The 16,557-nt window shown below is 46.5% G+C and carries 6 protein-coding genes, 2 tRNA genes and 2 rRNA genes (1 of these 10 running past the window's edge); 6 read left to right on the forward strand and 4 right to left on the reverse strand.

Features of this window, described 5'->3' with window-relative positions:
- Positions 1-788 precede the first annotated feature (788 nt).
- Entirely contained in the window at positions 789-3,947 is a 3,159-nt protein-coding gene (locus ACHZCY_RS13315) for a DUF748 domain-containing protein (RefSeq protein ID WP_319549229.1), read from the forward strand.
- A 49-nt stretch (positions 3,948-3,996) separates the two neighbouring features.
- Here the strand turns inward: ACHZCY_RS13315 and ACHZCY_RS13320 are convergent, their stop codons facing one another.
- Positions 3,997-5,148 carry an ABC transporter substrate-binding protein gene (locus ACHZCY_RS13320; protein WP_319549230.1) on the reverse strand — a complete coding sequence of 384 codons (1,152 nt, stop codon included), beginning with the start codon at positions 5,146-5,148 and terminating at the stop codon, positions 3,997-3,999.
- 3 nt (positions 5,149-5,151) lie between these two features.
- A complete protein-coding gene (locus tag ACHZCY_RS13325; protein ID WP_319549231.1) occupies positions 5,152-7,230 on the reverse strand; it encodes a TIGR00341 family protein in 2,079 nt (692 codons plus the stop codon).
- Between the two features lie 651 nt (positions 7,231-7,881).
- Between ACHZCY_RS13325 and ACHZCY_RS13330 the strand changes: the two genes are divergently transcribed.
- Positions 7,882-8,934, forward strand: coding sequence for a methyl-accepting chemotaxis protein (locus ACHZCY_RS13330; RefSeq protein WP_319550220.1), 1,053 nt, complete (start codon positions 7,882-7,884; stop codon positions 8,932-8,934).
- Positions 8,935-9,425: 491 nt separating this feature from the next.
- Here ACHZCY_RS13330 and ACHZCY_RS13335 read toward each other — a convergent pair whose 3' ends face one another.
- Positions 9,426-10,820 carry a glutamate decarboxylase gene (locus ACHZCY_RS13335; protein WP_319549232.1) on the reverse strand — a complete coding sequence of 465 codons (1,395 nt, stop codon included), beginning with the start codon at positions 10,818-10,820 and terminating at the stop codon, positions 9,426-9,428.
- 118 nt (positions 10,821-10,938) lie between these two features.
- Positions 10,939-12,687, reverse strand: coding sequence for a bifunctional aspartate transaminase/aspartate 4-decarboxylase (locus tag ACHZCY_RS13340; protein ID WP_319549233.1), 1,749 nt, complete (start codon positions 12,685-12,687; stop codon positions 10,939-10,941).
- 741 nt (positions 12,688-13,428) lie between these two features.
- Here ACHZCY_RS13340 and ACHZCY_RS13345 point away from each other — a divergent pair.
- The 4 genes from ACHZCY_RS13345 to ACHZCY_RS13360 form a co-directional block, all read left to right on the forward strand.
- Positions 13,429-14,985 (forward strand): 16S ribosomal RNA (locus tag ACHZCY_RS13345).
- A 77-nt stretch (positions 14,986-15,062) separates the two neighbouring features.
- Positions 15,063-15,140 (forward strand) — tRNA-Ile (locus tag ACHZCY_RS13350).
- 164 nt (positions 15,141-15,304) lie between these two features.
- Positions 15,305-15,380, forward strand: a tRNA-Ala gene (locus ACHZCY_RS13355).
- 232 nt (positions 15,381-15,612) lie between these two features.
- Positions 15,613-16,557 (forward strand): 23S ribosomal RNA (locus tag ACHZCY_RS13360) (it continues 2,007 nt past the right edge of the window).
- Together the 16S and 23S rRNA genes with 2 tRNA genes alongside form the textbook arrangement of a ribosomal RNA operon.

The raw sequence follows: 16,557 nt of genomic DNA on the forward strand, positions 1-16,557 counted from the left end.
TGGCTGTAAAAGGTAAGCGCTTACCGGAGTCCGCGTTTGTAGAAAGCTCTATGCGTTGTTGGGGCTTCGTTTCCCAAAGTATCGGTAATGGTAAAAGCCATACGATTTGGGTTGATAGGGGGGAACCAGATATCGGGGGGCAAGGTTTTGCTGCTGTTGGGCACCATGATCGTGGTGCGCATGCTCGTCACGATGGCTTTGGATGGGGATTATTGATACATTCTCTGCAGTTTTGAATATATGCAGGTGGTGCTGTTTGGCTGCAGAATCCTGACAATCATATTTTCAAAGGGCATGTTGGTAGTGAAATAAAGGCCGGCCTTGGTCAGTCGGGCTATTTTGCACAGGAGAAGGCTCAAATGTGTGAGGATCTTGTCCTTGGTCGATTAAGACGTTGCTGCCGGCACGATCGCCTTCGATACGATCAGTGAGCCATTTCCGGGATGGGATGGAGAGAAATACCACTTTAAGCTTTCTGCGTGGAGTGAGGGGATGAAGAACAGGGTAAGCAGGTTGCCGTTAGCAAGAATGTTTGTATTTTTTGTATTGGGTGCTCCTTGATTATTATTTTATATTGTTAGTAATGTAGCAAAAGAAAGGAGTCAACCGGGTAGGGCATTCTCTGGTTGTTCCGCTCCTGCTGTTGCGGGTAACGGGGTGTTTTTTAAGAGCTGGTGACGTCTGTTTCAATTTATTTTTCGATCTTCAGGGCTTGAGTAAAAACTTGATCTCGTTTATTTCTTTTTCAGGCAGCGTTTTATACTTTTATTCCAACAGGCGAAAAGACCATGGCAAAAACCGAAGAAAATGAAAGGGCCTCTTTGCTAAAGAGACTCTGGGCTAAAAGAGTAACCCGGATTTTAGTTGCTGTACCGATTATCGTTGGCGTTGCCATACTCCTGTTACACGTTGGCGTGAAAGTGTATCTGCAGAAATGGTTGGTGAGTAATGGTGCTGATTCAGCCATTATCCAAAAAATTCGCATAAATCCTTTAACAGGAACGGTTGCCCTGCACGGAGTAGACGTTCGGCACAATGATAAACAGGTTTTTTCCCAAAGTGCCATAACGCTCAACATCGGCCTGAGCAAACTTTTTGGTCGCGAGGCTCATGTTGAGGAGGCGACTCTCACCAATGTGGTTATCGATCTGGAAAGGTTTAAGGATGGCAGCATCAGGGTAGGCTCTTACACCCTTGATGGACAAGCTGAAGTGGTCCCGGAAAAATCAGTGGTTGCTTCACCTGTAGACGAGGTAAACCCATGGTTACTCTATGTTCAACAGGTTAATATTGAAAACGTCACTGTCCATTACAAGCAACCTGACCTCGATATGACCTGTGTTGTGGAAAGAGGCAGTATTGTTAAATTCAATACAAATCCTGAAGAGAAAAAAGGGAGTGTCAGTTTGAAGGGACTGTTAAATAATGCTCCCTTTGATATACAACTATCACAGGTTGCTGTTTTACCGCAGTTGTTTCTAGAGGGACGGGTGAAACTTGCCGCTGTTGATCTGCAGGATTTTAGCGAGTTGCTCAAACCCTTTGTTTCCCCGTTTCAGGGTGTGGCTGGGCTTGATGGAACGTTCACTTTTGGCATGGATGGCAGCAACAGCATGGATGTCCTTTATGATGGAGCCATTGGGTACAATAAAGGGGCAATCGGCGGGGAGCAGTGGTTGGTTAGTGGTACGGCAAACTGGTTGGGCAAAGCAGCATTTCAGATGAATACCAATGAAATGCAGGTTGCCACTGAAGGTGTCATGGAACTGATTGCACCCTCTTTTTCTATGCACACCGGGGCTGATAAGAAGGCTGTAGGCAGTGAAAAGCTCGCCTATGAAGGAAAGGTCTCGTATATCCAGCACATTGGTAAGGTGTATAAGGCGACCGTTGATGCCCAGGGGCGTTTGCGAGGCCAACTCACGCAGTTTGGGATGCCGTCAATAGCTATTGACCAGGGAAGCATTGATGCTAACGGGACAACAAAGCTTACTCTTGGCAACAAGCTACGCGTTACCTATCAGGGCAATATTGAGTTGACGGATACCAAGGTAGACCTTGAAGATATTATTTCAACAGAAGGGCAGCGAGTGGCATGGAAAGGCCTGGGTGGGTACAGCCAGGAACAGACAGAACAGGAGATAATAGTTAAAGGGGAACTAGGAGCAGAAAAACTGGCCGTTGATCTTATCGGCAGTGGTTTGCAGCTTACGCAAGCAGAAGGCGGCATACAGAGTGAGTTGACTCTTAAGTTAACAGAAGAACGTCCTTATTTAAGCGGCAATGCAAGCGTTAACACAAAAAGCGTACAGCTGAACCTGGGGGAAGCTTCTCTTGCTCAGCTTGAAAGGTTTGTAATTAAAGATTTGCAAGGTGATACCAAAGGTGGTTTGGCCGTTGGCTCTGTTGAGTTGGATACACTTATTCTTTCTCAGTCTGAAATCAGCCCAGTGCAGGTGAGTCTGCCTTCGGCAGTAATAGGCAATGTCACCAGTCCCGATTTCACATCCGTTGCAGTCGGTAACGTAAATTTGATAAAGCCGGAAGTTACAGACCCTCAAAAGAATAAGCATTTGGTAGCGTTGAGCTCCATACAGGCTGTTGATATTAGTGCGGTCATGAACGGATCGGTTGCAGCTGATAAGCTCATGGCCACTGGAGGTGAGTTTTTTCTTTCCGGAAAACCTGATGTTTCTCCATTGGTAACCCTTGGTCAAATAGAAGCTGAAGAGTTGCAATGGTCGGCAGCAGGTGGCTTGTTCTGCGATGGAGTGACCGTTGATTCACTGTATGCACATATCAACAGGGAAAAAGCTGCTAAGCAAAGTAGTACTCACCATGGGCAGCCGGAGCGCGTGGAAAAAGGTGGTGCACCGCAGGGAAAAAACAACGGCCTGCCGGTAAGGATTACTGCGGTGAATGTGGTCGGTAAAAGCGGTTTCAGGTTTACAGATACGACCTTGAACAGCCCTTTTACTACCGAATTGCTGCTTGACCAAGGGCTGATAAAGGATATTGATTTAAATCAACCTGAAAAACCTTTCTCATATGCTGTAAAGGGTGCGTTTGATAAATATTCACCCTTGAAAATAGAGGGCAGTTGTGCGCCTTTGGCAGAAAAATTTTTACTTGATCAAAAAACGACCCTCAAAAATTATTCCCTGCAACAGTTGTCGCCTTATGTGGTTGATGCTATCGGGACTTATTTCAAAAGTGGTCAACTGGATCTGATTTCGACCAAGAAAATTGTTGGCGATGACCTAGACTTAGATAATAGATTTGTTTTTCAGGGGATTGAGGCGGAAACCGTTAATCCAGAATTAGCTGCAAAGTTAAATAATCAGTTGCCTGTTCCCCTTGATATGGCGTTATCCATGCTGCGTGACAGCAGTGGCAATATAGAGCTTGATGTCCCTATATCAGGAAAAGTTGATGATTTGAATTTTGGCTTGACAGATATCGTCATCACTGCAATGGGAAAAGCCATAGCCGTTGGTGTTGCTCCCTACCTTGCCTATACTTTTCTCGGGCCAACGGGAGCGCTGGTGTATCTGGGCGGAAAGATAGGGCAAGCAATGCTGGATACCGATCTTCCCACACTCACCTTTGAGAAAAATGTAGAAGAACTGTCTGAGGAGCAGAAAAAGACTCTTCAAAAAGTTGGCAAGGCGATACTTGCAGACGAAAAATCAACTTACACTATATGTGCCAAAGTCGCCTTGTCAGAACTTGGTGACGGTGAGCAAGCTGTCGGGAAGAGTGGCTATGCAATAACAAGCGATGAAAAGTTGCGTAAGCAGCTTTATGAAATTGGTGAAAGCCGTTCAATGGCTGTGAAGACCTTTTTGGAGGAGATCATGGATGTTAAGAGTGAACAGTTATTGATCTGCAATCCAGGGGTTAACCACGAAGAGGGCGGAGCCACTATAATAGAGTTTAAAAAGTAAAGGCCAACAGTGGAAAGGCATGCAGACGATGTAAATTGTCCAACCACCATCAGTTGACCTTGGCAATAAAGATGAGTCGGCCGTCTTGGATACCATTGATATAAACAGGACGGACGGCTTTGCCGTCTGAAGTGATAGTGATGGTGGTCATCATCCCCTCAAAGGTGATACCACTGTGTAGTGTGTCTAGAAGGCATTGAGAATCAGCGAGTTCAGGGCAGGTGTTCATCGCTTTTCCAAGCAGGGTCATCCCCTCAATGCCAAGGGCGGCGAAGGTGGTTCCGGCATCATCAAAAAGAGAATCATAGGTGGCAATGGCCTTTTTCCCGGTTTCCGTTACCAGTATCTCACTCGAATATACATCGGTTGCCATTATCCCATCAATTAGGTCTATGTGCTCTTTCTGGGTTAGAAGGAAGTGAGATAACAATCCATCACTGCCTATGGCTTGGACTGCCCAGTCGATTTGCTGTGCTGTTTTCGCAAGGTTGAGCAAAACTTCTGTTTGTACTGGCAAATAAATAATGTCTGCTTTTTGTTGGCTAAGCCATTCCAGAGTTGCTGGAAGATCAACCGGGGTGTCGCCAAGCTTGGTGTGAGCAATGAGCTTGCCCCCAGCGTTTTCGAATGTTCTGATAAATGTATCTGCCAGGTGCTTGGAATGGGGTGAAGCTGGTTGGGAAAAAACAGCAGCCCGTTCTGCTAGTAGCTCATCCCTGGCAAACATTGCCGCAACTGTTCCCTGGAAGTTGTCGTCAAAGCTCAGCTGAATAAACAGGTCATTGTCACTGGTGAGGTCTGGATGGGTAGCAACGGTGGCTATGACCGGCAGATTAATGGTCTTGATGGAGGCGACAAGTTCGAGGGCGATCTCACTTCTGGAAAGAAGGAGAATTGCGGCAAATTTTTCTGTTACCAGTTCTTTAATTATCCGCTCAATGGATGATGGACTGCTTGCATCATCCAAGGTAACCAGCTCAATCTTGTCTCCGTTAGTAAGGAGCGGTTGGATAGCAAGGGCCGTCTTAACACCCCGCAGGCCGCTTTCTCCCATATGACTATCGTCACCGCTAAATGATCCTATGACTGCTATTTTTACCGAAGTGCCGCTAGGGGTAATCGGCGGTGGAGTAGAGTCGCAGCTCCAGAGTAGAAAAACTATGGCAATAAGAGCGCAAATGGAGAGCTTTCTGGTCAGCATTGTTTATGGAATATAGGTGATGTTAGCGCGGACGATGAGTTTTTTGTCGAAATTACCTTGAATTTTACGCTTGAACTGAGCGAGATCGTGCCTGTTTAGCTGATCTCTGGCAAGCAGATTGACATACAGTACTTTTTTGTCTTTGAGGTTGGTTAGATTGGCCTCTCTGACAATAAGATATTTACCGTTGACCAGAAATCGCTCTGTCTGCCAACTTTTTTCCAGCTCTGCCTTTGAAACAATCTGCTTATAGGAAAGAAAAAGAGGAATGGCAATCAGTGCCATTGTAATTGCGATGAGCGCAACCCCGCGCTTGTTGCGCACAGCTGCTGAAAATCCGAGTACTCTGAAGGTGTAGGCGGCGGCAAGAGTTATCCCGATCAGGTTTGTGGAAAAAAGCAGAAAGGCTTGCCATGCAAAAAGGAGGTCAAGGCGACCAAGGCCGATCCCGGCTACAGCTAAAGGTGGTACCAGCGCAACAGCAATCCCCACTCCAGCTAGACTCTGTAGTATTTCTTTATAAGACTTGGTGTAGGCACCGGCTATTCCAGCAATAACGGCCACTGCCAGGTCAAGCAGGGATGGGTTGAGCCGGGCTTGCATTTCTGCGGTAACCGGTTTGTAGGGAAACGTGAGGGACATGAGAGCAGCTGCTGAAAGAGCGATCCCAACACCGACGATAATTTTACGAAATGAGCGAAAAGCAAGTGCACTGTCACCCCGAAGCAACCCCATGGCGAGGGAAACAATAGGAGACATCAAAGGAGCCAGAAGCATGGCACCGATAACGACAGAGGAACTGTTGAGGTAGAGACCCACTGTTGCCAGCAGCGTACTCAGGAGCATGAGAATGATATAGATGGGATCAATGGCAGCATCGCCTTTTAAGGCGAGAAAAAGATCGCGAAAACGCTCTTCTGATGCATACGAAAAAAACGGGATTTGTTTTTTCTGTGCTTTGATTATTTCTTTTCCCTGGGGAAGATTGTTAATCTTGGTAATTTCTGCAGGTGTTGCCCCCTCTAATTTTTGTTGGTGCAGCTTTTCGCCGGTTTTGACTCTTACCGCAGCAGAGAGTACCTCGCATTGCACAGGTGTGGAGGTTGCCTCTTCTCCGTCAATAAACATGGGCACCGGTTCGGTTGATTCGATGCGCAGCGTTTCCGTTTTCAGGTAGCCAATGGTACTGGTCAAGTTGTTTAGGCTGAAGTCTTGTCTAAGTGATTCAGTTATAAATTTTATATAGCTAACCACGGAAAGAGGAGCTGCGATAATCAGCGAAATCATGCCATCTGTGCAGGAATTGTTTTGCTCAATCAGTTTAGCGGCAAGGGTTTTTTCCTGTTGCTGGATAATCATGCACCCGCAGGCTGCCGTTTTTACAGGCTGGTTGGATCCGGTGGTAAAGGTAAATCCTTTATGTTTGAGGCGGCGGATCCTTTTCAACGCTTCCAGTGCTGTTCTTGGTTTGTTTTTGTTTGATGGTGCATCGAGCAATGGAATACTGCCGATGGTTCCTCTGAAAAGGAGTATTTTGCCGTTGCACCGAATAAGGTCTATTTCGGTATCTGCATTTGTCAGCGCGGTTTTTATTGCTTGCTCTGCCTCTTGTGGAAGGTCAAAGCTTGCACAAATATTTTTTTGTTTTTTGGTGGGGACTATGCCGATGGAAAATTGGAATTCCAGGGCCAGTTCCATTACCCTTTTTATGGTTTTGATCGGTCCGGAAACAACCACATGCTTTATTGCTGGAAGATGTTGGGCCGGTTTGGCAAAGAAGGCCTCATGCGTAACAGCAGTAATCGTAACCCCATAAGGATTCTCTTTGAGAGGGATTACCAGCTCTGCTGCCTCTTCGCTGTAGACAAAAAGTGCTACTTTTGGGATCGTTTCTGTTTGTTTTGTTTCACGCATCGTAATCGGTAGGGGCATCGGCGCAACACAATCGATTTTCGATTGCGGATGGAGTTGTTGTAAACACTTTGCCTCAACCGTTTGTTGCCACCTGAAAGGATAAGAAATAAGGACGAACGGTTGATAGACGGGCACGGCCTGTTCATTTGAAATAGGACGATATTTCAAATGACCCCGCCTCGGGGTACTTATTGCTCCCTAACGAATACTAATAATAATTGCCTAGACATTTGTCACATATGTAATCTCCCATACTTTAGCACCCTTTTTAATCAGTATTTAAGCACTACTACAGTTAGCCCCGAAGGTCAGCCCATGTGGCACCATCTTTTTTAGTATTTTGACAGTAAAAGGGAAGCGCTTACCCGGGATCTACGCTTCCTCATTTTACCTTACCTATTCACTTGCAAAAACTTCGAATCAGGCACTGCTTGGTCTGAAGAGAAATCCTGGCTGATATTCTTTGTGCCGGCCCGGCATTGTAAACCAACCATGAAGGACAGGAGTGGGCCACCGCTCGGCAGCAGATATAATCTGAGACATCAAAAAGATTTAATCCCGGCTGATCACACCAATTTTAGAATGGAACTCATAGCAGGGATACCACCGTGACCATTATTATTTGACATAAGAAAGATCCTTCCATAGGCTCAAAGAGTTACATGCTTTCACAGTGAGTGAGGGCGGTCGACGCATCTGGGTGATGCATGTTTTTCGAAGAGCTATTCGATGCCATATATTTTGTGCTAAATGGAAAGAGATGGGGAAAAGTCTGAGAGTCAAACTGATCCTGGGGGCATTAGGATTGGTTGTGATAATATGTGTTGCCATAAATCAATAGTTCGACCAATTCTTCACATAGTTAACCGGATGAAGGATATTGCAGAGGGAGAAGGTGATCTCAGTGGCCGGATAACTGTTACATCAAGGGATGAAGTTGGTCTGCTTGCTGAGAATTTCAATATCTTTGTTGAGAAAATACAAGGCATGGTGCATGAAATAAAAGACAATCTTGAATTGCTCAACAGTTCTTCTTCGAGTTTGCTGGGTATTGCCTCGTCGCTGGCTGATGGTGCCGGGCAATCGTCAGAGAAAGCCTCGGGGGTTGCTGAGGCAGGAAAAGAAATGAGTTTGAATATGACTTCAATCGCTGCGGCTATGGAGGAGGCGTCCACCAATGTTACGATGGTCTCTGACAATGCACAGCAAATAGCAGACATATTCTCAGAAGTAATTGAGAATACGGATAATGCACGAGATATAACCCTCGAAGCAGTATCGCAGGCTCAAAAAGCCTCCCAGCAGGTAGAAGAGCTTGGTGCAGCTGCCTCGGAAGTGGAGCATGTAATAGAAACTATTACAGAAATTTCAGAACAGGTTAATTTACTGGCCCTGAACGCTACTATTGAAGCTGCCCGAGCGGGAGAAGCGGGAAAAGGTTTTGCAGTTGTAGCAAACGAAATTAAGGAGTTGGCGAAGCAAACCGCAGATGCAACGAGTGAGATTAAAAAAATTGTCTCAGATATTAGATCATCAACGGATGGGACTGTGGCGGAGATAGGGACTATCACAAGAGTGAATACCCAGATTAATGATATTGTAGGCTTGATATCAAATAAGGTTGAGGAGCAGTCTGCTGCAACCAGTGAGATAGCTGAAAATGTCGCTCAGGTTTCCCTGGGGATAGGAGAGGTGAACGCTAATGTCGCGCAAAGCACGAATGTTGCTAGCGAAATTGCTAAAGATATCGATGATGTGACCCTTGCCGCTGAAGAAATATTCCAAAGCTCATCAATGGTCAATGAGAAGTCTTCGGCATTATCAAATCTCTCTGAGAAGCTCAATAAGACAGTAGAGAGATTTAAGGTATAGGTTGTCAATGTTGAGGTAAAATTTATTTATTCTGGTTACTTTTTTTAAAAGGTTGATGACATGAATGAAAAGGGACGTATCGGCTGTAGAGGTTTAGATTTGATCTAAACTTCTACAGCTAATCAGAGTCGGAGCATTTTTTAGGCTGCATTGCCCGCACGCGTCTTGGCGATACAATTTTTTAAAGCTCCTGACAGTCTCCTTGTACCGGTAACACCATTTTTACCATTAGCCCGGATTTCTCATCAGTGAAGTTTTTCGCAGATCGAGGCGCAGGACACGCAGCAGGTAAGGTAGACTCCGATAGTAAGCTACCGCAAATGGCCTGCAACAAAGAGTCTGCGGAAAAATCCGCTGACCCGGAGGGTGAGTTTTTTGATTATCGACGAAAAAACAGTCTGTTTTTTTAGCGCTACCGTATTTTGTATAAATATCAATAACTTAAGTCGAAAACTAAAAGGCTCATGAGAAATTCGGGTTAGGAATTTGTGCTAACCATGAGAAAAACCGGAAGATTCCTCGGAACCACTACCATGCTGCATTGGATTTTTAGTAAAATAAGCAATGCACCGTTGTAGATCATCCAAAAGCAAATCCGCCAGGTCTCGGCTGACCCCATGACGAACCAAAATTCGCATAATCACCAGGTCTTCACGTTCAGCCGGCATAGCATAGGCGGCAATCTGCCATCCTCTGCTGCGAATACGATCCGAGAGATCAAAGAGATTGAATCCAGGCGATACTTCGGGCTTCAAACAGAAACTCATCGCAGGGATACCGCCACGGCCATTATAGATGATATCAAAGATGCCTATTTTTTCGATTTGATCGGCAAGATAGCGTGCCGTATCGTAGCACGATTGGTGAATTTTCCTGTACCCCTCGATCCCAAGACGTAAGAAATTGTAGTATTGAGCAACAATCTGGCCGCCAGGTCGAGAAAAATTCAGGGCAAAAGTGGGCATGTTGCCGCCTAGATAGTTCACTTCAAAAATTAGATCTTGAGGAAGGTATTCCTCACTTCTCCACACCACCCAGCCAACGCCAAGGGGGGCAAGACCAAACTTATGGCCGGAGGCATTGATTGATTGTACTCGCGGCAACCGAAAATCCCAGAGCAATTCAGGTTCTATAAAGGGGGCAATAAAGCCGCCACTGGCTCCATCCACATGGATGGGGATATCCAGGCCTGTCTCTGTTTGTAATTGATCCAAAGCGTCACTCACAGCCTTTACCGGTTCATACTGGCAGGTAAAGGTTACCCCCAGGGTCGGGACTACGCCAATGGTGTTTTCATCACAACGCTTGACCACCTCTTCGGGAGTCATGATTAAACGATCACCCTCCATGGGGATTTCCCGCAATTCCACATCCCAATAGCGGGCAAATTTATGCCAGCATACCTGCACCGGACCACAGATCAAATTCGGTTTATCTGCGGGTTTGCCTAGTTCTTCCATTTTTTCGCGCCAGCGCCACTTCATGGCCATACCGCCAAGCATGGCAGCTTCACTGGAACCTGTGGTGGAACAACCAAGGGTCTTTGTTGCCTGGGGTGCATTCCAGAGATCAGCCAGCATGTGCACACAGCGAGACTCAATTTCAGCGGATTGAGGGTATTCATCCTTGTCAATCATGTTTTTGTCGATGCATTCATCCATCAATTGACGGATCTCCGGTTCCATCCAGGTCTGGCAGAAGGTAGCGAGGTTCTGGCGGGAATTGCCATCAAGCATCAATTCATCATGCACTACTTGGTAGACGTGACGAGGAGATTGTTCATTTTTGGGTATTTTGTATTTTGGGAGGCTCACCGAAAGATCGGTAGAGGCATAGATATCATCGAATAGTTTTCCTTCGACTGTAGATTTGTAATGTAATGGCATGATTGGCTCTCCTTTAACCCAATTGTAGCGGCCTTGTGGAATTGCACCTTCTGGGCTTATTGAAGGGGCTATTCATATTTTGTAGAATTTCGGCTTTATGCAAATAAAAGGCGTTGAATTAGGCTGTCAGGAGTTGTTTATACTTTTTCATGACCTCGACTATTGCTCGACCAACATTCCGGCAGTCGGCCTCGTTGATATTGGCTAGGGCTACCCTCAAGGACCAATCCGGTCCGGCAAAGCCTTTGCCCGGCAGGCAAACCGTACGGTGATTCTCGGCTAACTTAAAGAGAAATTCCAATGGATTCCTCTCGGCTAATTGTTTGGTGAAAGCAGGTCCATACATCTTATCAGCCAATTGTTGTAAATCAATGAGGGCGTAGTAGCGGGTTAGGTTATTGCCTTGCGGCTCGGGGAGACCTATGGCATGGAAGAGGGCTGTCCACCTCTTTTTGAGAATATCCATGATGGACTTTTTATACACATAGTCTTCATCAAGAAGTTCATAGAGAGAAAACAAACACATTGCCACCTGCTGCGGCCCTGATATGCCACCTGTATGTGCCAGTGCGACCTGGCGGCTATCCATTTCCAGGCGTTCATGGAAAAGAATATCATCAGGTCTGGTCGATGTCAGGCGATATCGCATATCCAACATTGCCTGCTTATCCTTGGGCAACTTTTTAATTAAACGGTTGACGATACAATTCTCATGGACCATCACCACTCCTAACCGCCAGCCGGTCACACCGAAGTATTTCGAATAGGAATAGACGCCTAAAATATTTTCCGGCAATTCCTTACCAAAGGTATTGAATTCATCAACAAAACTGGCGTACACCGTATCGGAGATGATGACCATCTCTGGGTTATGGCTTCGGATAGTGTCAGCCATGCGTTTGACCGTATCCGCATTCAAGGAGACAGAGGTGGGGTTGGTCGGATTGACCATGTAGAGTGCCTTAACCGCAGGGTCCTTTAGCTTGGCCACTTCCGAATCCGGTATTTGCCAGCCGAGGTCTTCTCGGCCTTGTATGTATACGGTTTTAAGGCCGTAATCATTGAGCAATGGTAGCTCTAGATAAGGTGAAAAAACAGGGGTGACAATGGCAACCTTATCACCGGGACTCAAAATCATATTTTCCCGAAGAGAATTAAAGATGTAAATCATGGCCGCAGTCGCGCCTTCGGTGGTGAAAAGGTGAAAATCACCCTGCGGTGGGTTGCCACTGAAAACGACACGATTCAAATACTGGCGGACAATATGTTCAGTTACTGGAAAAACACGGGGAGGATCTGGGTAAAAGTCAGCCTGGATACCGTCGATCAATTGAAAGGCAAGATCATCCGCATCCAGGGCAACGTTTTTAATAGCATAATTAAACCCCTGGGTAAGGAATGCAGCGCCAGGCTCATCTTGTTTTTTGGCAATGGCAGATTGCACCTTGGCTGCCATACCGTTCTTATCCAGCCGATAACCAACATCTTTAACTGCTGATCCTTTTTTGGCCATTTCAGCAGCAATTTGAATTAATAGGGCAAAGGATTGGCGCACTTCCGTATTTAAAAAGTTGGGGTTACCCCGACCAGCGTTTAAGATTGCATCTCCTGGCTTGCTGCACGCATCCTGGGCTTTTTTGATCAAGAGATTCTTAATTTCAAACGGACTTTCCTGTTCTAATGCTTTCCAGTCAATAACGGCAGCCGCTTGAGCTATTTCTGCTGCTGTCAAGCCAAGGAGATTGCCTGCTGCACTCAGAGACACGCCACAAATGGCAGCATATTTGAAAAAGTCGCGTCGACTTACTCGGCCTTGCTTGGCTTCTTCGGCAACCTCTTTCAGGTATGGATGCATTGTTTCCGACATATATTCTCCTGTTACTCATTTTAGGTTAAAAATACTTTACGGTTGGCGCATTGAAAAAAGTGTATGACAAACAGGATCTTACTGTCAAATAATTACTACTGAAGGAAAAGAACAACTCGATCTCTGCCTTCGTGCCATCAACTTGCAAGCGATCAAGGGTATCCAGAGCAACGGGATGGGCAGCTTATTCCAAGGTAAAGTTTTTGCATCATAGCTTCTGGATATTAATTCGGCACTGAAAGTCAGAGAATGGCCGGATTCAAAAAAAAGTTAAAAGAGAAAAAACAAGATATTTCAGCTGGTGGTCTAAGGTAGTCTGATAAAAGCCTGCGATGGGAAACGTGTAACAACTCGTTATTGTGATGCAAAATACGAATGGAACCTAGACATTTTTCCATCCTTCAAGGAGTCATCAACAGCCTCAATGATAAGAATCGAACACCGTCTCGCTCATAAAACGATTTTTTTTGATTGGAGACAAAGAAAAAGGGTTGACTTAAAAGAAGAGTTAAGGTAGTTTCACCGCTCCCGACGCGGCCACATCAATTCCGGCCACACAGGGTAACGAGCTATGCTTTCGGTAACATACTGAAAGTATGGCGTAATTTAAATAGCTCTTGCTATCGGCCATTTTATGAGTGGCTTTGATCTTTGACAACTGAACAGTAAACAAGCGGGCCAATTGATTTTGGTTTTTTTGAAGTAAGTAAGTCCAATCGTAAGTGATTGTGGCTAGGATATAAACTGGAGAGTTTGATTCTGGCTCAGAACGAACGCTGGCGGCGTGCTTAACACATGCAAGTCGAACGCGAACGGATTTTTCGGAATTCTAGTAGAGTGGCGCACGGGTGAGTAACGCGTAGATAACCTGTCCTTATGTCTGGGATACCCCACCGAAAGGTGGACTAATACCGGATGTTCTTGTTTTTCATAAGCGTAATAAGAAAAGGTGGCCTCTGATTTAAGCTACTGCATGAGGAGGGGTCTGCGTACCATTAGCTAGTTGGTGGGGTAAGAGCCTACCAAGGCATCGATGGTTAGCGGGTCTGAGAGGATGATCCGTCACACTGGCACTGAAACACGGGCCAGACTCCTACGGGAGGCAGCAGTGAGGAATATTGCGCAATGGGGGCAACCCTGACGCAGCGACGCCGCGTGAGTGAGGAAGGCTTTCGGGTCGTAAAGCTCTGTCAAAAGGGAAGAAATGCATAATGATTAATACTTGTTATGTTTGACGGTACCTTTAAAGGAAGCACCGGCTAACTCCGTGCCAGCAGCCGCGGTAATACGGAGGGTGCAAGCGTTGTTCGGAATTACTGGGCGTAAAGGGCACGCAGGCGGCCTGATAAGTCAGATGTGAAAGCCCACGGCTTAACCGTGGAAGTGCATTTGAAACTATTAGGCTTGAGTATCAGAGGGGAAAGTGGAATTCCTGGTGTAGAGGTGAAATTCGTAGATATCAGGAGGAATACCAGTGGCGAAGGCGACTTTCTGGCTGAATACTGACGCTGAGGTGCGAAAGCGTGGGGAGCAAACAGGATTAGATACCCTGGTAGTCCACGCCGTAAACGATGTCAACTAGGTGTAGGGGGTGTTGATCCCCTCTGTGCCGCAGCTAACGCATTAAGTTGACCGCCTGGGGAGTACGGTCGCAAGATTAAAACTCAAAGAAATTGACGGGGGCCCGCACAAGCGGTGGAGTATGTGGTTTAATTCGATGCAACGCGAAGAACCTTACCTGGTCTTGACATCCCAAGAATCTTCTAGAAATAGAAGAGTGCTTTTCGGAGAACTTGGTGACAGGTGCTGCATGGCTGTCGTCAGCTCGTGTCGTGAGATGTTGGGTTAAGTCCCGCAACGAGCGCAACCCTTGCCTTTAGTTGCTAGCAGTTCGGCTGAGCACTCTAAAGGGACTGCCGGTGTCAAACCGGAGGAAGGTGGGGATGACGTCAAGTCCTCATGGCCTTTATGACCAGGGCTACACACGTACTACAATGGCCGGTACAAAGGGCAGCGACAGGGCGACCTGAAGCGAATCCCGTAAAGCCGGTCTCAGTCCGGATTGGAGTCTGCAACTCGACTCCATGAAGTCGGAATCGCTAGTAATCGTGGATCAGCATGCCACGGTGAATACGTTCCCGGGCCTTGTACACACCGCCCGTCACACCACGGGAGTCGGTTGTACCAGAAGCAGTTGACCAAACCTTCGGGATGGAGGCTGCCAAGGTATGGCTGGTAACTGGGGTGAAGTCGTAACAAGGTAGCCCTAGGGGAACCTGGGGCTGGATCACCTCCTTTATAAGGATATGCAGCATAGACTGCAAAGGGATCAACCCCGCTTGTTTTACTGTTCAGTTTTGAGAGATCAAGGTCATGGGCCTATAGCTCAGCTTGGTTAGAGCGCACGCCTGATAAGCGTGAGGTCGGTGGTTCAAGTCCACCTAGGCCCACCAGGTTGAGTTGATCCAGGTTTTACTCCCCTTTCTGGAGTTAGCTGAGAGCGTATTTAAACGCTTCTACGTGCTTCAGGTTTGTTTGTTGTTCTCAGATCGCTATAGGTATGCTATGCGGGCTGAGAACAACAAACAAAGATGGGGCATGTAGTAGTGTTTAAAACGGGGGTGTAGCTCAGCTGGGAGAGCGCCTGCCTTGCACGCAGGAGGTCATCGGTTCGAACCCGTTCACCTCCACCATTTTAAAAGCATAAGGTTAGCCTATGATTATATTTTAGTAATCATGTGCTAACTTTAAACTTTTAGATAAGTTTACAGATCTTTGACAATTGAATAGCAGGGTATCTAAATCGTAGACCCTTTTTTGTATGTTCACCAAGGGCCGTCAGGTCAGTGTGAGAATAAGCATGCATGAGAGGGAGTACTACAAGAATAGCGTTTAGAGTTATAACTTAGTTTACAAAAGACTTATGGTTAAGCTACTAAGGGCTGACGGCGGATGCCTTGGCACTAGGAGGCGATGAAGGACGTGGAAAGCTGCGATAAGCTTCGGTGAGCTGCTAACAGGCTTTGACCCGGAGATTTCCGAATGGGGCAACCCGGTAGAGTTCAAACTCTATCATTTATTACTGAATACATAGGTAATAAAAGCGAACGAGGGGAAGTGAAACATCTCAGTACCCTTAGGAATAGAAATCAAACGAGATTCCGTCAGTAGCGGCGAGCGAACGCGGATTAGCCCAAACCTATGAGCTTGCTTGTAGGGGTTGTGGGGCCCCGATGTGGGATTGATGAGAGATAGCGGAATGGTATGGAAAGGCCGACCATAGACGGTGATAGTCCGGTACGCGAAATCTTGATTCACCCTAGGGTGTCCCCGAGTACCACGAGACACGTGAAACCTTGTGGGAATCTGGGAGGACCATCTTCCAAGGCTAAATACTCCCTAGTGACCGATAGTGAACCAGTACCGTGAGGGAAAGGTGAAAAGAACCCCGGGAGGGGAGTGAAATAGAAACTGAAACCGTCAGCTTACAAGCAGTTGGAGCTCAAATTTATTTGGGTGACAGCGTGCCTTTTGCATAATGAGTCAACGAGTTATCCTATGCAGCGAGGTTAAGCCGTTAGGTGTAGCCGCAGCGAAAGCGAGTCTTAAGAGGGCGTCGAGTTGCATGGGGTAGACCCGAAGCCGGGTGATCTATCCATGTCCAGGGTGAAGGTCGAGTAACATCGACTGGAGGCCCGAACCATTGTAGGTTGAAAACTGCTTGGATGAGGTGTGGATAGGAGTGAAAGGCTAATCAAACTCGGTGATAGCTGGTTTTCTCCGAAATATATTTAGGTATAGCCTCGCGAAATGACTGACGGAGGTAGAGCACTGCTTGGACTAGGGGTCCCACCGGATTACCAACTCCAT

Source organism: Desulfogranum marinum, from assembly GCF_963675105.2.
Lineage (GTDB): Bacteria > Desulfobacterota > Desulfobulbia > Desulfobulbales > Desulfobulbaceae > Desulfogranum > Desulfogranum marinum.